Genomic DNA, 16,963 nt, shown 5'->3' with positions numbered 1-16,963 from the left:
CGCCCTGAGCTCGGCCCCCTTCTGCATGCCGTTCTCAGTGCTCATTCAAGAGGGTCTCGATAGCCACCACCCGCGGTGCCCGCTGGCGGATCCCGGTCAGCTCGCTCGCCTCGGCGCCGAGGCAGGTGGTCTGCAGCCGCGAGCCTTCTGCCGCGAAGCGGGCCACATCGCGCTTGCGGATCATGTAGCCGGTCACCCGCACCAGATCGCTGTCCGCCACGTTGGCACTGAATTCGCGCATACCGAGGGCGAAGGCCCCCTTGCAGAGTTGCAGCAGCGCCTGCGGGTTCTGGCGTATGGTGGGATCCAGGGTCAGGATCTCGCTGATCCCGGAGTGATAAAAGCCGTGGTGGGGCGCCAGGGCCAGCAGGTGACTGGCGGGATCCGGCTCCTCGCCATAGGGGATCCGTACCCCCGGGGTCACGCCCCTGTCCACGCTGAGTCCCCCCTGGGAGTGGAGCAGGGCACGGCCGCCCCAGGCATGGGTCTGGCCCCTCCTGGCCACCCACTCGGAGAGGCGGGCCGAGATGCGATAGCCAAGCTGGTTGGCCTCATCGTCATGGCCATAGCGCCACGGCAAGCCTCCCTTCTCCATCAGCAGGTTCACCGCCTCCGCCATGCCAAAGATGCCGAACATGGGGACGAAGCGCGTCTCCTCGATCAGCCCCTCTTCCACCAGGAAGCTGTCGAAGAAACCCGACTCCCGGTGCAGGAAGGCGGCGCGCGCCTCGATGAGCCGCGAGGCCTGCTCGCAGTAGTGAGGCAGTGTGCGCGCCATGAAATCCTCAACCCCTGCGCTCTGCCCGGCCACGCCCTTGAGGGAAAGCCGCACCAGGGTATTGGCACCGCCCCCCAGGGGCAGGGCGTTGTAGCAACTGACGATGCCAAAGCCACGTTCGTCGAAGGTGTCCCTGTGCAGCGGATAGTTGACGATGTGGGGCTTGCTGCAGGCCGAGATGTTCTCGACCCCTTGCAGCAACAGGTTGTCCGGGGTCTGCACCGGGTCGTGGAACAGACTGAGATTCGGCGCCACCTGCTGGAGTTCCCTGTCGATGCGCAGGATCAGCCGGCAGATCCGGTTGTCGTCGGGGCCGATGTTGACGTGCATGAAGGCATCCGGCAGCACCCGATCCAGATAGATCCAGAAGGCCTTCAGCTTGCGATGGAGCGTTTCATCATCCAGCTCACCGACGAAGGGCAGCAGCAGGTGATCGAGGCGCCCCAGCCAGACCGGCATGCCGGTGACGGAGGGCACGTGGTGGTAGAGGATGCGCAGGGCATCGAGGGCCTCGTCGAAGTCCAGGGGGGGCGCCAGCTCCAGCCAGGCCGAGCCCTGGCGCAGAAACCGCTCGTAATCCGGCAGCACATAGCGCGGTTTGTGGGGAGCGTGTCCCTCGAACATGTCGCACAGCACCCCTTGTGCCATGGCATCCTGCACGGCGGCAGGCAACTCGGGGTAAGGCAACGCGTTTTCGGCGGCGAGCGCCAGGGCGTGGCTCTTCTGGGCCGGTGACAGCAGGGGGTCGCGCACGATGCGCTGGCAGGTTTCGGTGAAGGACATGGTTCACTCCGTGGCGGGTGGAACCAAAATCCTCACACTTGAGAGGCCTTTTTTGAAGTGACATTCCCAACAGGGCGGATATCCCATCAAGACATCCGCCATGCAGGATCACGGCACATCCTTCACCAGGGCCAGAACAGGGCCACGCCCCCCAGCCAGCGCAGCAGGAAGAAGCCCCCCATGCCGACGACCACCACCACCAGGGTAGGCAGGCGCAGCAGGGTCAACACCGTCACCAGCAGGGTGGCGGCCAGGTAGTCCGGATCCCAGTCCAGCCCGCGGCCGGGCTCATAGCTGAAGACGATGGGCAGCCAGATGGCGGTCAGCACCGACTGGGCCGAGAAGCTGAGGAAAGCCCCCATTTCGGCCCCCGGCTGATAGCGGGTCAACCGCGAGAAGAAGGCAAAACGGTTGAAGAAAGTGATCAGAGCCAGCAGCCCTATCATCAGCCAGCCCATGATCACCTCCTCATCCGGTGCAGCACATAGCCCACCACCATGCCGGCCAGGGCCGAGACGATGATGTGGATCTCCGCCAGCAGCGGCTTGGTGACGAGCGCCGTCCCGCCGCTCACCAGAGTGGCCGCCACCATGGGCAGGTTCTTCATGGCGGGGAGCGTCATGGCGATAAAGGTGGCGGCGATGGCAAAATCGAGCCCCATCTTGTCCAGCCCCTCGATGTACTGGCCGGCGGCGATGCCGAGCAGGGTCGCCAGGTTCCAGAACAGATAGAAGACAAAGCCCGCGATGAGCGCATAGGCGGGATTGAAGGCGCCGCTGCGCTCCCTCTCTTTCAGCGCCACCGCAAACATCTCGTCGGTCAGGAAGAAGGCGAGGCTGGCCCGCCAGCGCAGGGAGAGCGGCAGCACGTCGCGCCGGAAGGTGAAGCCATAGAGCAGATGCTGGGAGGTGATCACCATGGTGGAGCCCATGATGGGCAGCAGCGGCGTCCCCGCCCCAAACAAGGTGGTGGCCGAGAGCTGGGCCGCCCCCGCATAGACCAGCAGCGACATCAGCTGTGCCTGGAGCGGGCTCATACCCGCCTGAAGCGCCAGGGCGCCGCACAGTATTCCCCAAGGGATGACGGAAATGGAGAGCGGGAGCATATCCAGGGTGGCGCGCCACCAGAGCGCCCCCGTGCGCTCGGGCACAGGGAGGCGGGTTTCCGACATCATGGGATCATCCTTGTCACAGCCAATGCGAACCGGAAAAACTAGCACGGCGCAGGAGGCAGTGTCACGTCATGGTCTGCAACAAATGCAACGCCCGCATGAGAGCGGGCGTTGGCAGGCGGGATCAGGGCTCGATGATGATGGGGGTGCCTGGCTCGATGGCGTTCCAGATCTCGTCCATCTCGTGGTTCAGCACCGCGATGCAGCCATTGGTCCAGTTGGACGGCTGCACCCTGCGATCCCCCAGACTGTTGCGCTGGCCGTGGATCATGATCATGCCGCCCGGGTTCACACCCAGCTCGTTGGCGCGCTTGATGTCGTCCAGATTCGGGTAGTTGATGTGAATGGCCTTGTAGAAACCGGAGTTGCTCTTCTTGTAGTCCAGGGTATAGCGACCTTCCGGGGTACGCTGATCCCCCTCACGCTGCTTGTGTCCTTTGGGAGCCGGGCCCAGGGCAATCCAGTAGCGCTTCACTTCCTTGCCATCCTTCATCAGGGTCAGGCTGTAACTCGACTTCTTCACCACCACCATATCGGCGGACAGAGTGGCAAAACTCAACGCGGGCCACAGCCCCAGCAAACACAGCAATACGGCTCTCACTATCCATCCCTCTGCGAGCCTTCTGGGCTCTCTTGTTAGCAAATCATCTGAATGTCGCCACTCTCTGGTGGCGAGCGAGCGCCATGATATGGGATCGCCGTGAATACTCAATATATCGGGAGAAACATATCTGTGGCCAGCAGGGGGAAATGGCCGTCAACCCGCCATGCAGAGGCCCTGCCAAGGGCTGGGCGTCGTCTCTTGCCTGCAACCGGGCACCTCAGCGCAGGTCGTCAAGGCCAGGAAGATGGCGCAGGGAGAAAAACCAGCGGGCAGCGCCGCCGCCAGTGACACTTGAGCCTGTCCACCCGCCAATCCCCGGCTGGCACCATGGGGTCAGGCCATCTCAACGCACAAGAAAAGAGCCCCTGATGGGGCTCTTTTGACTGTGCAACACCGGGCTCAGGCCTGGGTCACTGGTTCGGCGGTCTCAAGGCGCCGGATCCAGGCCTCGAACTCTGCCAGCATGCGCGCCTCGGACTCGCTGTTGTCGGCGATAAGCTCGGCCCCGTGCACCACCCGGATATGGGCGTCGAGGGGCGTCCCCTCCCCTGCCGGTGGGCGCTGCCGCGCCGCCGCCATGCACGTCTGTGCCTGTTGCCACGCCTCGGCGGAGCTCCGGTTGCACGCCTCGGCCAGCGGCACCGCGCTGAAACCCTCGCCGGTGAGGCTCTGCAGCGTCTCGTCATGGGTCATGCCGTTGCCCGGCCCCCAGTAGTGGGCGGCCAGATCCGGCCCGATGCGCGGGTTGTCGGTGAGGTAGCCGTCGCGCCTCAGGAAATAGGCGCGGGTCTGCTCCACCGCCATCAGTGCCAGCAGATAGCCGTGATAGGCGCAGGCCGACTCCTGGTTCAGAAGGTGCGGGATGGCCAGCAGCGGGCGCGGGCTATCCACCCCCAGGATCTTGCGCTCCCATCTGCGGGCCAGGGCCAGCACGGTGGCCGGGGTGCGCTCGCTCTCTGCCATGGCGTAGAGATCCCGCTCGAAGTAGGCCACCAGCGCAATCTGGCGCTCGTTGAAGGCGCGAAATGGCTGGCGCGCTTCAATCATGGCCTGGATAAGCGCATCGGGGATGGGTTCTCCCGCCGCGTTTCTGGCGTAGCGCTTGAGCCAGTCCGCGTCGTCCAGCAGGCTGTCGCAGAACATGGACTGGGTCTCGGCATAGGCCATGGAGGTGGGCGGAAACTCCTGGGAGAAGCAGGGGGCGTTGCCGGTGACGTTGGCAAAGTGCGCCGCGTGGCCGCCCTCATGGAACAAGGTGTTGAGCCCGCTCCAGCCGCTGCCCACCTGGGCCGGATTGGCCAGGCTGGTGAAATTGACCACCGCCGGCACCCACTCCCCTTCCTGCCAGAAGCTCGGCACCGGGCCATGACAGAAGCCGTTCTCGTATTTTCCCTCCCGGGTCAGCAGATCCAGGGTGAGGGTGGCACCGCGATACTGGATGCCGAGCCGGCGGAAGCTCTCGACCCAATCCTTCAGCGCCCGGGAGAAGGGCACGTAAGGGTCGAGCTGGCGGGTCACGTCGCCGCTCACGCTGTAGCGCAGGTTCTGGGGCAGCAGGGCTGCGTCCCCCTTGGCCGCTTTCAGCTCCGCCAGACTCTGGTGCAAGCGGGCATCGGTACGGGCGATGAAGTCGTCGAGAATGGCAAACAGCTGCTCCGGGCTCATCTGCTCGTTCTTGTGCACCTTGTAATCGAAGTAGTCGCGATAACCCATGGCACGGGCGAAGCGGTTGCGCAGCGCGACGATGTCAAGATAGCCGTTGTCGACCACCCACTGCTCCAGGGTGTGGAACATGGCGAGCGCGCTCTGGCGCACCGCCTCGTCGCTGCTGGCGGCCAGCGCCGTGCTGGCGGCGGGCAGGCTGCCGGGGACCTGGCGGCCCTGCTCATCCAGCAAGGTGAGCTTCAGCCCCTTGCGACGGGCGAAGAGATCCGCCTCGGCGGCCACCAGCTCGTCCATCAGGGCGGAGGCAGCGGGATCTTCGATGACGTTGCACTCGAAGAAGGCGATCCAGCCCCCCAGGCCGCTCCTGAGATCCGCCTCTTCGGCCTGGGCATGCATCTCCCGCAGCACGGGCAGGCGGGCAGGATCGGCACAGAACGCCTTGTAGGCCTGTTCGGCCGCGGTGAAGCCTGCCTGATCGTCGCTGGTGCCCATGTAGGTGGACCAGAACAGGTCCTCCTTGCGTCTGTGCACCTGCAGGTAATCGGCATTGAGCTGGTTGAGATAATTCCTGGCAATGGAACTCATAACTTCCCTCTTGTTATGGGACAACCACGGGGGCGCCCACTCCTTTTTGGTGAAATGCCAACCCATTCACACTTCTTGCAAATGGAGCAGACAAATTGTGCGCCGGGATGCGCGCCATCACGCTATCAAAAGCGAGGGTTTCTGTCTGCTGGCTATACTGGTTGTCAAACTGCTCAATTGGCTGTTTTTCATCGCAACCCATTGAAAGTTAATGGGATGTTAAAAACAACAATAATCAGGTCCGGCCGCTAGAACGGCCACAATCAGACCCGCATGGGAAAGTAAGGATAAGACTATGTTCAAGCTCGGTGATATTGCCGTGAGTCGCAAACTGATGCTGCTGCTCTCACTGGCCCTGGTCGGCTTCATCGCACTGCTGCTCATCTCGGCCAGTGCCCTGCACCGCAATCTGATGAGTGAACGGGAAGCCAGGCTGCAGGCGGTGCTGGACCTGGCCATGAGCCGGATCCAGGCCCTGGCCGCCACCCTCCCCCCGGAGCAGGCCAAGGCACAGGCCAAGGCCATGCTCGACAGCATGCGCTTTGACGGGGACAACTACCTGTTCGTGCTGGATGAAGATCGTCGGGTGGTGGTGCATCCCGCCAAACCCGAGCTGGTCGGCCAGCAGATGGGCAACAACCCTGCCGAGTCCCACTGGCAGCACATGGTGGATCTCGGCAAGGGCGGCCACCAGGGCAGGCTGGAGTATCAGTGGGTCTCCCCGTCCGGCGAGGCGGCCCAGAAGATGTCGCTGGTGACGGGCTACCAGCCCTGGGGCTGGATCCTGGGCTCCGGTGTGTTGTTGCAGGACATTGAGGCCACCATGTGGTCCCAATATGAGTGGATGGGTGGCGCCACCTTGCTGGTGATCCTGTTGATGGGGCTGCTGGGACTCGCCATCAGCCGCTCCATCGTCAATCCCCTGGCCGAGATCAACAAGGCCATGGCCCGGGTCGCAGCTGGCGATCTGGTGGTCAGCATCCCGGTGCTGGGCAGAGATGAGCTCGGCGCCGTCGCCAGCTCCACCAACCAGGGGCTGGATGCCATCCGCCGCGCCCTGCTGGAGGCAAGCCAGGGGGCCCGCAACGTGGCGGATGCCGCCCTGCGCATCGCAGCCTCCGCCGAACAGACCAACCAGGCGGTCAACAGTCAGCGGGATCAGCTCGCCCAGCTCGCCACCGCCATGAACGAGATGAGCGCCACCATCGCCGACGTGGCGGGTCACGCCGAGAATACGGCCCGCGACACCCAGGATGCCACCAGCGAGGCCGGGCTCGGCAACCAGGATGTCCATGCCAGCGTGCACGGCATCCAGGCGCTGGCCACCGAGGTGGATCAGGCCACCTCGCAGGTCAACCAGCTCAAGGAGGGAGTGATGCAGATAAGCGAGGTGACGGCGGTCATCAGCGCCATCTCGGAGCAGACCAACCTGCTGGCCCTCAACGCCGCCATCGAGGCGGCCCGGGCTGGCGAGCAGGGTCGTGGCTTCGCCGTGGTGGCCGACGAGGTGCGCCAGCTGGCCAGTCGCACCCGCCACTCCACCGAGGAGATCCAGGGTACCATCACCCAGTTGCAGCAACGGGCTGTCACCGCCGCCAACGCCATGGACGCCAGCCGCAAGCTGGCGGAGAGCAGCGTCAACCAGTCCGAGAAGGCGGGGCAGGATCTCTCCCTCATCGTCAATCACATCCAGCACGTGAGTGACATGGCGACCCAGATCGCCACGGCGGCGGAGCAGCAGAGCATGGTGGCGGAAGACATGAACCGCAACGTCAGCGGCATCAACGACTCGGCACTAGAGATGTCCCAGGCGGCCTCCCAGTTGGCCCAGGAGAGCGAACTGCTGGCCGGTCTCTCCCGAAGCCTCGACGAGCGACTGGCGGTGTTCAAGCTGGACAACGCCCAAGCCCAGGACAGGATGATGCGACCGACCCAGGCGTCCTCTTCCCGAGCAGGCATGCAACCCCGCCACTGAGTGGCCCCGTGAGCCCCTGCCAGGCTTGCAGGGGCTCCTTACCTGTCATGGCCACTGGAGCCTCTCCCGGGCCACCCTCTCGCACTGAACCAGCGCGCAGATCCCGATGGAGTGATCTGCAGCTGATGCGCTGCTCCGATGAGATGGCACTGTCAATTTTTACACTTAATTTTTTAACAAAATATAGTCATGATGAGTGGTCGCCACAGGCGGCACCATGATCCTTTCTGTAGTCATTTGGCAAACTGGTTGAAAGGCCAGGACGCAAAGCCTCCGGTCTAAAGACAAGCTGTCCAGGATAGCGGGGTTGCAGCACCGTGTTTCGGGGAACTCCCCTGCCAACGTGACTGCCCACATCACCGAACAGAGGAATGTATGGCAGCAAATATCCGACTCACCCATCTCGCGGCTGCACTGACGCTGCTGGCCAGTGGCGGCGTGCTCGCTCACGGCTACATCAGCCAGCCCGAAGGGCGCAACTACCTGTGCAAGACAGGGGGCAACAGCCAGTGTGGCGCCATCCAGTGGGAACCCCAGAGCCTGGAAGCCCCCTCCGGCTTCCCCGATGGCGGCCCCGCCGACGGCCAGATAGCCTCGGCCGGTCACCCCCAATTCGGCGAGCTCAACACCCAGACCCTCGATCGCTGGACCAAACGTGAGGTGCAGGCCGGTCCCTTCGCCATCAGCTGGACCTTCACTGCCAACCACGTGACCCGCAACTGGCGCTACTACCTCACCAAGCAGGACTGGAACCCGAACCAGCCCCTCACCCGGGATGCGTTCGATCTCAATCCCTTCTGCGTCATCGAGGGCAACATGGTGCAGCCCCCCAAACAGGTGACCCATCAGTGCACCCTGCCCGCACGTACCGGTTATCAGGTCATTCTCGGGGTGTGGGAGGTAGGGGATACCGCCAACAGCTTCTACAACCTGATCGACGCCCGGTTCAAGGATGGCACCCAGCCCCCGCTGACCTGGAGCCAGGGAGGGACCATCTATCCCTCCATCGACCTGGTGGCGGGTGACAAAGCCAGAACCCGGGTGTTCGATGCCAATGGCGAGCGCACCGATCTCCAGACCGAGCTGACCATCGCCAGCGCCGGGCAGGGCCAGAAGAACAACTGGGCCCACGCCCTGGCGAGCAAGATCAACGCCGAGCAGAGCCAGATCCGTGCGGGCCAGCAAGGCACGGACGGCCAGTTCAACCCCGTCTATGGCCAGAACCCGGTCTACCTCAAGGCTGGCAGCAACCTGCAACGGGTCGAGATCCAGCTTGAGCAACAGCAGCCCCCGGTGGAGAACGGGATCAGCGTGAGCGGTCTGGCGAGCGACTACACGCTCGACAACGGCAAGCTCACCCTGACTTTCACCGTCACGGCCCAGGGGGATCTCGCCATCACCAACACCCTCTATGACCACGGCGGTGTCGCCAGGGGACAGAGCAGTGCCGACATCAAGGACGGCAGCCAGAGTTTCTCCATGGCGCTGACCGGCTTGAGTGCAGGCCACCATCAGCTGGTGATCGAGGGCAAACCCAAGGCCGGTGGTGACGCGGTGCAGCAGACCCTGGACCTCATGTTCAAGGATCCGGCAAGCGGGGGCGATTACCAGTTCACCTTCCCGGACGGCCTCAAGTCCTACACCGCCGGAACCCGGGTGCTGCAGCCGAAGAACGGCAAGGTCTATCAGTGCAAACCCTTCCCCTACAGCGGCTGGTGCAGCCAGTGGGCGAGCACGGCCACCCAGTATGAACCGGGCGTAGGCTCCCACTGGCAGGAGGCCTGGACAGCGCAGTGATGGGACGTCTCCGACCTGGCGAGAACCCGCTCGGCGTTTCCCGTGCCAGATCAGGTCAACATCAAACAAACGGGGAGCCCATGGCTCCCCGTTTTTCATCCACCCCTCGGTTCAAATCTGGTAATCGAGCAGGGGCTCGTTGCTCATGGCACGGGCCTGGATCTCCGCCAGCGCCAGCTCGGGGTTGCAGAGCTGGATGAACTGCCAGGCAAAGTTGTGCTGGAACTGCCCCTGCTTGAGGCCGATCCAGGCGGTGTGCGGCGCAAACAACCGACTGCCGTCCAGTTGCACCAGTCCCTTGTCCCGCTGGGAATCGAACGCCATGTCCGCCAGTATGCCCACCCCCATCTCCAACTCGACATAGGTCTTGATGACGTCGGAGTCCTGGGCGGTCAGCAGGATCTGCGGCACTATGCCCGCCTCGGCAAAGGCATCATCCACCCGTGCCCGACCGGTGAGGCCGGCCTGATAGGTGACGATGGGCCAGTGGGCCAGAGCGGCCAGGGTCAGCTCCCGCTCGGCGGTGAGGGGGTGCTGCTCCGGCACGACGATATTGTGGTGCCAGCGGTAGTAGGGAAAGGCCACCACCCCTTCGCTCTTGTCGAGCTGCTCGCTGCTGATGCCGATGTCCACCTCACCGGTCTGCACCAGCCGCACTATCTCCTCCGGGCTCCCCTGACGCAGCTCCAGCTGTACCAGGGGAAATTGCTCCCGAAACGCCTTCACTACCCTCGGCAGGGCATAACGGGCCTGGGTATGAGTGGTCGCGATGAGCAGCCGGCCCGAGTCGCGATTGGCAAAGGTGCTCGCCAGTTTGCGGATGTTGTCGGCATCCCCCAGGATACGCTCGGCGATCACCAGCAACTCCTTGCCCGGCTCGGTCATACCGAGCAGACGCTTGCCATAGCGAATGAAAAGGGCGAGCCCCAGCTCCTCCTCCAACTCGCGAATGTGGCGGCTGACCCCGGACTGGGAAGTAAAGAGGGCATTGGCCACGTCGGTCAGGTTGTAATCCCGTCGTGCCGCCTCCCGAATGATTCGCAATTGCTGAAAGTTCACCTCATCGCCTCCTGCGCTGAGTGGCGGTGGCTCGTGCCACCGTCCTCTTGTTATGGATTGCCGGGATCATGGCCCGGCAGCAAGCCTGACAGAGGGCAGCACCTCGCGGCTTGCCCTCAGATCTGGTAGTCGGGATAGAGCTGTGCCTGCCTGGCCACCAGGCGCACCCCCTGGCCGGGAGCAAAAGCGCGGGCGGCCTCCTTGCTCAGTTCGGCCTCGTAGTGGGCGCCTCCCGTCTCCCCATCGCCACGCAGTTCCACCCGGATGCGCGGCCCCATGGGCAGCAGGCGGGTAATGGTGGCGCGAATGCCACCGGGGGCATCCGAGGGCAGGATCTCCAGCTCGTGGGGGCGCACATAGGCAATGGCCGCACTCCCTTCTGCCAGATGGGAGGGGATGGGGCCACCCAGTTGCTGTTCACCGATGCCGAGCCCCTGCCCGGCCACCCTGCCACGAAACAGGTTCACGCTGCCAAGGAAGCTGTGCACGAAGGCACTGGCGGGCTGATCATACACTTCGGCAGGGGTGCCAATCTGCTCTACCTTGCCGGCGTTCATCAGCACCACCCGATCCGCCACCTCCAGGGCCTCTTCCTGATCGTGGGTCACGAACAGACTGGTGACATGCAGCTCGTCGTGAAGCTCACGCAGCCAGCGGCGCAGCTCCTTGCGCACCTGGGCATCGAGGGCGCCGAAAGGCTCGTCCAGCAGCAGCACCTTGGGCTGCACCGCCAGGGCCCGGGCCAGGGCGACCCGCTGGCGCTGACCACCGGAGAGCTGGGTCGGGTAGCGTGCCGCGACGTGGCTGAGCTGCACCAGATCCAGCAGCTCCTTGACCCGGGTGCGGATGGCCGCCTCGTCCGGGCGTTCGCTGCGCGGCTTGACCCTCAGGCCAAAGGCCACGTTCTCGAACACCGTCATGTGGCGAAACAGGGCGTAGTGCTGGAACACGAAGCCAACGTTGCGCTCGCGCACATGGAGATCCGAGGCATCCTCACCGCGGATGATGACGCTGCCATTGTCCGCCTGCTCCAGCCCGGCGATGATCCGCAGCAAGGTGGTCTTGCCGCAGCCGGAGGGGCCGAGCAGGGCGACCAGCTCACCGTCGTGAAAATCGAGGTTGATGTCGGCCAGCGCCGCGTACTGATTGAAATGCTTGTTGAGCCCTTGAACCTGAATGCTCATGAATGCCTCTCCTATAACCGTTAATTCGGGATCAATGGGACTGGGTCGGTTGGCCGCGCAGCCTGGCCAGCAGGGTCTCACCCAGCAGGGTGAAGATCCCGAACAGCGCCAGCAGGCTGGCCACCGCGAAGGCGGCACCGGTCTGGTACTCGTTGTAAAGGATCTCGATGTGCAGCGGCAGCGTGTTGGTCTGGCCGCGAATGTGGCCGGAAACCACGGAGACAGCGCCAAACTCCCCCACCGCCCGGGCGGTACAGAGCAGCAGGCCATACATCAGGCTCCAGCGAATGCCGGGCAGGGTCACCCGCCAGAACATCTGCAACCCGCTCGCCCCCAGCATGATGGCGGCCTCCTCTTCCTCCGGGCCCCGCGCCTCCATCTGGGGCAACAGCTCGCGCACCACGAAGGGCACAGTGATGAAGGTGGTCGCCAGGATTATCCCCGGGGTAGCGAAAATGATCTTGATGTCGTGCTCGCTGAGCCACTCGCCAAACCAGCCGCGACTGCCGAACAGCAGCACGAACATCAAGCCCGCGATGACCGGCGAGACCGAGAACGGCAGATCGATGAGGGTGATAAGCAGTTGCCGGCCAGGAAAGCGGAACCGGGCGATGGCCCAGGCGGCGGCCAGCCCGAACAGCAGGTTCAGGGGCACCGAGCAGAGCGTCACCAGGGCGGTCAGCCCCAGGGCGCTCAGGGCATCCGGCTCGCTGATGGCGTGCCAGAAGAAGGCCAGACCCGGGCTCAGCGCCTGGATGAAGACGGTGGCCAGCGGCAACAGCAGCAAGGCGGCAAACCAGCCCAGACCGACTGTGACCAGCAGCCATTTGACCCAGACCGGTTCATGGGTCACCGGGGGATGACGCGCCGGGGTGGCCGGAACGGACTCCTGGGCCTGATCGAGATGTGCAGTAGAGGCGTTCATATACGGCTTCCTCCGATGCGAGCCCAGCTCCAGGCTTGCAACTTGTTGATGAGCAACAGCAGCACAAAGGAAATGAGCAGCATGACGGACGCAATGGCCGATGCACCGGCGTAGTCATACTCCTCCAGGTGACTCATGATCATGAGGGGGGCAATCTCGGACACCATGGGGAGGTTCCCGGCAATGAAGATGACAGAGCCGTACTCCCCCACGCCGCGAGCAAACGCTAGGGCAAAACCGGTGAGCAGCGCAGGTACCAGGGTCGGCCACAGTACCCGGATGAAGGTCTGCCAGCGGTTGGCACCCAGGCTCGCGGCCGCCTCCTCTTGCTCGCTCTCCGCTTCCCGCAGCACCGGCTGCAGGGTACGCACCACAAAGGGCAGCCCGATAAAGGTCAGGGCAATGACCACCCCTATGGGGTTGTAGGCAAGCTCGATGCCCAGCGGAGCGACCCATTGGCCAATCCAGCCGTTGGGGGCAAAGATGGCGCACAGGGCGATGCCGGAGACGGCAGTCGGCATGGCAAAGGGCAGGTCGATCAGCGCATCCACCAGTCTGCGGCCGGGGAAGGTATAGCGCACCAGTACCCAGGCCAGTATCAGACCGAACAGACTGTTGAGCAGGGCGGCAATGAAGGCGGCGCCAAAGCTCAGGCGAAAGGAGGCGAGCACCCGGGGGGAGCCGATCACCTGCCAGAACTCGGCGGCACTCAGGTTGTTGACCGCAAACAGCACCAGTGCCGAGAGCGGCAGCAGCACCAGTATGCCCAGATAGAGCAGACTGAAGCCCAGCGTTGGCCCCAGGCCTGGCAGGACGGAATAAGAACTGAATCGCATAACACATCCGTTTGTTATAAATACTTTGGATGTGACGATTTTGCTCACGGCGGCCAGGGACAACAAACACCAATAATGCCTTTGCTAAGCACTTTTTTATCTAACAATGGTGGAACAAGGCTTTTAGAGCGATAAGCATAAAAAAAGGTCTTTTATATAAATAAAAGACCTAAAAGACGGAGCGGTAAAACCGGGAACATGCAAAGTCAGTCACGCTGGCCAAGTTGCCAGCCCGTCTGGAAATCGTGCCGAGACAATCCGAGGGTCCCTCATCTAAAACTGAGTGCGGCCTGCTTGCCCCACTCGGCAGGAGCAGGCTCCACCACCATTTCGGCACGGCGGTATAGGGTGCCGAGCAAAGCGAGCCCCTGGTGCCACTCCCCATGGCCGGACTGGGCATTGATATGGCCCACCTCCCCCGCATCGAACAAGGGCACCTGCCACTGCCGGCTCCAGAACTCTGCCCGCTCGAAACTCATCCAGGGGTCATTGCGGCTGGCGATCAACTGGGCAGAGACCTTGATGGACCCCGCCAACACCTCATCCGGGATACCGAAACGGGCAGGATCGGCAGGGGCAACGATGAAGATGGAAGAAACCTTGTCTGGTTGCAGTCTGGCGGCAGCGATGGCCGTCAGAGCGCCGAAGGAGTGAGCGACCAGGTGGACCCGGCTGCGCCGGCTCCTGAGCTTGCTCGCCAGCTTGGCGCTCCAGACCGTTAGATCCGGCTTGTCCCAGGGCAGACCCATCATTCTCTGCCACTGGGGAAATTGCTGGTGCCAGCGGCTCTGCCAGTGATCCGGCCCACTGTTGTGCAGACCGGGAACCAGAAGGACCTTGTTCATCGTGGTACTCCTATCTGTTGTCACAGGGGCCTGTGTCTCTTAGCGGCCCGGTTGGTAAATCTGGTCAAACGATCCGCCCTGGGCGAAGTGCTTCTTCTGTGCCTTGTCCCAATCTCCTTCCAGATCCTTGACAGTGAAGAGCGTCAGGTTGGGGAACTGGGCCGCTGTCTCCTTCAGGATCGCCGGATTGCTCGGACGATAGTGGTATTTGGCGATGATGCGCTGCCCTTCGTCGGAGTAGAGATACTCGAGGTAAGCCTTAGAGACGGCCTCGGTACCATGCTTCTTGGCTACCTTGTCCACAACGGCTACCGGCGGCTCGGCCAGGATGGAGACCGAGGGCACCACCAGTTCGAACTTGTCGCTGGTGCCCGGCTGATTGAGCACCAGCAACGCTTCATTTTCCCAGGCCAGCAACACATCCCCGAGCCCGCGTTCGATGAAGCTGGTGGTGGCGCCACGTGCCCCGGAGTCCAGCACCTTCACATTCTTGAACAGATCGCTGACAAACTGTTTGGCGCCCTCTTCAGTGCCGCTTTTCTTCAGGGCATAGCCCCAGGCAGCCAGATAATTCCAGCGCGCACCGCCGGAGGTCTTGGGGTTGGGGGTGATGATGGCGACATCCTTGCGCACCAGGTCGCCCCAATCCTTGATCTGCTTGGGATTCCCCTTGCGCACCAGGAAGACGATGGTGGAGGTATAGGGAGAGGCATTGTTGGCCAAACGCCCTTCCCAGTCGCTGGCGGTGAGACCTGCCTTGGCCACCGCATCGACGTCATAGGCCAGCGCCAGGGAGACCACGTCAGCCTCCAGTCCGTCCACCACGGCACGAGCCTGTTTGCCTGAGCCACCGTGTGACTGGCTCACCACCACATCGTCGCCGGTTTTGGCCTTCCACTCCTTGGCAAAGGCACTGTTGTACTCCTGGAACAGCTCCCGCGTCGGGTCATAGGAGACATTCAGCAGACGCACCTCGGCGGCCTGGACCTGACCGAGAGCCAGCAGGGAGAGAACGGTGAGAGCGGTCATTCGCAGTTTCATGGTGATACTCCATATCGTTGGGTTGAGTACAGCATGCCCGCTTATGCATATTCCATGAAGAAAGAAAAAGCGCTTTGCTTATCTCTTATCCGCATATGAGCTCCCGATGGTCCTCTGGCACTCTCGGCCAGAGCGTATTCGCGTGCTTGCGATGCTCATCTCCAGACACGACAAAGCCCGGTCGATTGGCCGGGTTGGGAAAAGATGGAGGAACAAAGGTAAACCAGAGCGAAGGGTAAGCCCTGGGTAAAGGGACAATGCCAGACACGCAATCACCACAGGGGGGAAGAGGCGGGTTGTCCGTGACAAGTGGCGATTCAGATCCGCCGGTTGCCTCTTGTTCCCTGAGCTCGTACCCAGATGCCAGAAAACAAAAAGGCCTTCCCGTCAGGGAAGGCCTTTCAATTTAGTGGCGGAGCGGACGGGACTCGAACCCGCGACCCCCGGCGTGACAGGCCGGTATTCTAACCGACTGAACTACCGCTCCGCATTCGGTTAGCTTTCGCTAAATCTTTTGCTGCTTGTTTGTGAGGTGTCATCCTCGCAGCCAGTAACGTGATTTTTCACGTCACCGTTTAATTGGGTGCCTGGCAGTGTCCTACTCTCGCATGGCGAATGCCACACTACCATCGGCGCTACAGCGTTTCACTTCTGAGTTCGGCATGGGGTCAGGTGGTTCCACTGCGCTATTGCCGCCAGGCAAATTCTTCAATCTAAGAAAGCTGATTTTGTTGTTCGTTCTCGGTATCTGCTACAAGCCTTAGAACACTTCTTGGGTGTTGTATGGTTAAGCCTCACGGGTAATTAGTATGGGTTAGCTCAACGTATCGCTACGCTTACACACCCCACCTATCAACGTTGTGGTCTCCAACGGCCCTTTAGGACCCTCAAGGGGTCAGGGATGACTCATCTCAGGGCTCGCTTCCCGCTTAGATGCTTTCAGCGGTTATCGATTCCGAACTTAGCTACCGGGCAGTGCCACTGGCGTGACAACCCGAACACCAGAGGTTCGTTCACTCCGGTCCTCTCGTACTAGGAGCAACTCCCTTCAATCATCCAACGCCCACGGCAGATAGGGACCGAACTGTCTCACGACGTTCTGAACCCAGCTCGCGTACCACTTTAAATGGCGAACAGCCATACCCTTGGGACCGACTTCAGCCCCAGGATGTGATGAGCCGACATCGAGGTGCCAAACACCGCCGTCGATATGAACTCTTGGGCGGTATCAGCCTGTTATCCCCGGAGTACCTTTTATCCGTTGAGCGATGGCCCTTCCATTCAGAACCACCGGATCACTATGACCTACTTTCGTACCTGCTCGACCTGTCCGTCTCGCAGTTAAGCTGGCTTATGCCATTGCACTAACCTCCTGATGTCCGACCAGGATTAGCCAACCTTCGTGCTCCTCCGTTACTCTTTGGGAGGAGACCGCCCCAGTCAAACTACCCACCAGGCACTGTCCGCGAGCCCGATTCAGGGCCCTGCGTTAGAACATCAAACATACAAGGGTGGTATTTCAAGGACGGCTCCAGCGCAACTGGCGTCACGCCTTCAAAGCCTCCCACCTATCCTACACATGTAGGTTCAATGTTCAGTGCCAAGCTGTAGTAAAGGTTCACGGGGTCTTTCCGTCTAGCCGCGGGTACACCGCATCTTCACGGCGAATTCGATTTCACTGAGTCTCGGGTGGAGACAGCATGGCCATGGTTACA

The 16,963-nt window shown here is 62.4% G+C and carries 13 protein-coding genes, 1 tRNA gene, 2 rRNA genes and 1 riboswitch (1 of these 17 running past the window's edge); of the genes, 2 read left to right on the top strand and 14 right to left on the bottom strand.

Annotated elements, in window-relative coordinates; genetic code table 11:
- Nucleotides 1–34: 34 nt before the first annotated feature.
- From I6L36_RS16350 to I6L36_RS16330, 5 genes are all read right to left on the bottom strand, one after another.
- On the bottom strand, nucleotides 35–1,561 hold the full coding sequence (locus I6L36_RS16350; protein ID WP_124814337.1) for a YjjI family glycine radical enzyme: 1,527 nt from the start codon (nucleotides 1,559–1,561) through the stop codon (nucleotides 35–37).
- Between the two features lie 122 nt (nucleotides 1,562–1,683).
- Nucleotides 1,684–2,019: an AzlD domain-containing protein gene (locus I6L36_RS16345; RefSeq protein ID WP_049635961.1), complete on the bottom strand. Its 336-nt coding sequence runs from the start codon at nucleotides 2,017–2,019 to the stop codon at nucleotides 1,684–1,686.
- A 2-nt stretch (nucleotides 2,020–2,021) separates the two neighbouring features.
- Nucleotides 2,022–2,735 carry an AzlC family ABC transporter permease gene (locus I6L36_RS16340; protein ID WP_109112891.1) on the bottom strand — a complete coding sequence of 238 codons (714 nt, stop codon included), beginning with the start codon at nucleotides 2,733–2,735 and terminating at the stop codon, nucleotides 2,022–2,024.
- Nucleotides 2,736–2,856: 121 nt separating this feature from the next.
- Nucleotides 2,857–3,333 (bottom strand): murein L,D-transpeptidase family protein, encoded by a 477-nt coding sequence (locus I6L36_RS16335; protein ID WP_029313677.1) that lies wholly within the window; start codon nucleotides 3,331–3,333, stop codon nucleotides 2,857–2,859.
- Nucleotides 3,334–3,735: 402 nt separating this feature from the next.
- Nucleotides 3,736–5,586, bottom strand: a complete 1,851-nt coding sequence (locus tag I6L36_RS16330) for a M3 family metallopeptidase (RefSeq protein WP_109112758.1) — start codon at nucleotides 5,584–5,586, stop codon at nucleotides 3,736–3,738.
- Nucleotides 5,587–5,881: 295 nt separating this feature from the next.
- On the opposite strand from I6L36_RS16330, the gene I6L36_RS16325 reads away from it, so the two are divergent.
- Nucleotides 5,882–7,561, top strand: a complete 1,680-nt coding sequence (locus I6L36_RS16325; protein WP_052816313.1) for a methyl-accepting chemotaxis protein — start codon at nucleotides 5,882–5,884, stop codon at nucleotides 7,559–7,561.
- A gap of 229 nt (nucleotides 7,562–7,790) precedes the next feature.
- Nucleotides 7,791–7,876: riboswitch (cyclic di-GMP riboswitch) on the top strand.
- 60 nt (nucleotides 7,877–7,936) lie between these two features.
- Entirely contained in the window at nucleotides 7,937–9,358 is a 1,422-nt protein-coding gene (gene gbpA / locus I6L36_RS16320) for an N-acetylglucosamine-binding protein GbpA (protein WP_109112757.1), read from the top strand.
- 111 nt (nucleotides 9,359–9,469) lie between these two features.
- Here the strand turns inward: gbpA and cbl are convergent, their stop codons facing one another.
- The 9 genes from cbl to I6L36_RS16275 all read right to left on the bottom strand — a co-directional run.
- Nucleotides 9,470–10,417 carry an HTH-type transcriptional regulator Cbl gene (cbl, locus tag I6L36_RS16315; RefSeq protein WP_010672828.1) on the bottom strand — a complete coding sequence of 316 codons (948 nt, stop codon included), beginning with the start codon at nucleotides 10,415–10,417 and terminating at the stop codon, nucleotides 9,470–9,472.
- Nucleotides 10,418–10,533: 116 nt separating this feature from the next.
- Nucleotides 10,534–11,601: a sulfate/molybdate ABC transporter ATP-binding protein gene (locus I6L36_RS16310; RefSeq protein WP_045523324.1), complete on the bottom strand. Its 1,068-nt coding sequence runs from the start codon at nucleotides 11,599–11,601 to the stop codon at nucleotides 10,534–10,536.
- A gap of 31 nt (nucleotides 11,602–11,632) precedes the next feature.
- Entirely contained in the window at nucleotides 11,633–12,526 is an 894-nt protein-coding gene (gene cysW, locus I6L36_RS16305; RefSeq protein ID WP_045523322.1) for a sulfate ABC transporter permease subunit CysW, read from the bottom strand.
- On the bottom strand, nucleotides 12,523–13,362 hold the full coding sequence (cysT, locus tag I6L36_RS16300; RefSeq protein WP_042864430.1) for a sulfate ABC transporter permease subunit CysT: 840 nt from the start codon (nucleotides 13,360–13,362) through the stop codon (nucleotides 12,523–12,525). The genes cysW and cysT overlap by 4 nt, the downstream gene beginning before the upstream one ends.
- Nucleotides 13,363–13,631: 269 nt before the next feature.
- The gene (locus I6L36_RS16295) at nucleotides 13,632–14,207 is read right to left on the bottom strand and encodes an alpha/beta hydrolase (RefSeq protein ID WP_109112756.1); all 576 of its coding nucleotides are present in this window, start codon (nucleotides 14,205–14,207) and stop codon (nucleotides 13,632–13,634) included.
- Nucleotides 14,208–14,246: 39 nt separating this feature from the next.
- Nucleotides 14,247–15,248, bottom strand: coding sequence for a sulfate ABC transporter substrate-binding protein (locus I6L36_RS16290; protein WP_042864432.1), 1,002 nt, complete (start codon nucleotides 15,246–15,248; stop codon nucleotides 14,247–14,249).
- Between the two features lie 410 nt (nucleotides 15,249–15,658).
- Nucleotides 15,659–15,735: transfer RNA gene (locus tag I6L36_RS16285), tRNA-Asp, on the bottom strand.
- Between the two features lie 98 nt (nucleotides 15,736–15,833).
- Nucleotides 15,834–15,948 (bottom strand): 5S ribosomal RNA (rrf, locus tag I6L36_RS16280).
- An 83-nt stretch (nucleotides 15,949–16,031) separates the two neighbouring features.
- Nucleotides 16,032–16,963, bottom strand: a 23S ribosomal RNA gene (locus I6L36_RS16275) (it continues 1,958 nt past the right edge of the window).

Source organism: Aeromonas sp. FDAARGOS 1406, assembly GCF_019048565.1.
Lineage (GTDB): Bacteria > Pseudomonadota > Gammaproteobacteria > Enterobacterales > Aeromonadaceae > Aeromonas > Aeromonas caviae.
The sequence above is the reverse complement of the archived record's forward strand: the minus strand, read 5'-3'. Positions and strand labels throughout refer to the sequence as shown.

What these genes read in the sequence shown, in the direction of transcription:
- cysW (WP_045523322.1), bottom strand. Translation starts at nt 12,526, where the DNA reads ATGAACGCCTCTACTGCACATCTCGATCAGGCCCAGGAGTCCGTTCCG.
- I6L36_RS16310 (WP_045523324.1), bottom strand. Translation starts at nt 11,601, where the DNA reads ATGAGCATTCAGGTTCAAGGGCTCAACAAGCATTTCAATCAGTACGCG.
- I6L36_RS16330 (WP_109112758.1), bottom strand. Translation starts at nt 5,586, where the DNA reads ATGAGTTCCATTGCCAGGAATTATCTCAACCAGCTCAATGCCGATTAC.
- cysT (WP_042864430.1), bottom strand. Translation starts at nt 13,362, where the DNA reads ATGCGATTCAGTTCTTATTCCGTCCTGCCAGGCCTGGGGCCAACGCTG.
- I6L36_RS16290 (WP_042864432.1), bottom strand. Translation starts at nt 15,248, where the DNA reads ATGAAACTGCGAATGACCGCTCTCACCGTTCTCTCCCTGCTGGCTCTC.
- I6L36_RS16295 (WP_109112756.1), bottom strand. Translation starts at nt 14,207, where the DNA reads ATGAACAAGGTCCTTCTGGTTCCCGGTCTGCACAACAGTGGGCCGGAT.
- I6L36_RS16350 (WP_124814337.1), bottom strand. Translation starts at nt 1,561, where the DNA reads ATGTCCTTCACCGAAACCTGCCAGCGCATCGTGCGCGACCCCCTGCTG.
- I6L36_RS16345 (WP_049635961.1), bottom strand. Translation starts at nt 2,019, where the DNA reads ATGGGCTGGCTGATGATAGGGCTGCTGGCTCTGATCACTTTCTTCAAC.
- gbpA (WP_109112757.1), top strand. Translation starts at nt 7,937, where the DNA reads ATGGCAGCAAATATCCGACTCACCCATCTCGCGGCTGCACTGACGCTG.
- I6L36_RS16340 (WP_109112891.1), bottom strand. Translation starts at nt 2,735, where the DNA reads ATGATGTCGGAAACCCGCCTCCCTGTGCCCGAGCGCACGGGGGCGCTC.
- I6L36_RS16325 (WP_052816313.1), top strand. Translation starts at nt 5,882, where the DNA reads ATGTTCAAGCTCGGTGATATTGCCGTGAGTCGCAAACTGATGCTGCTG.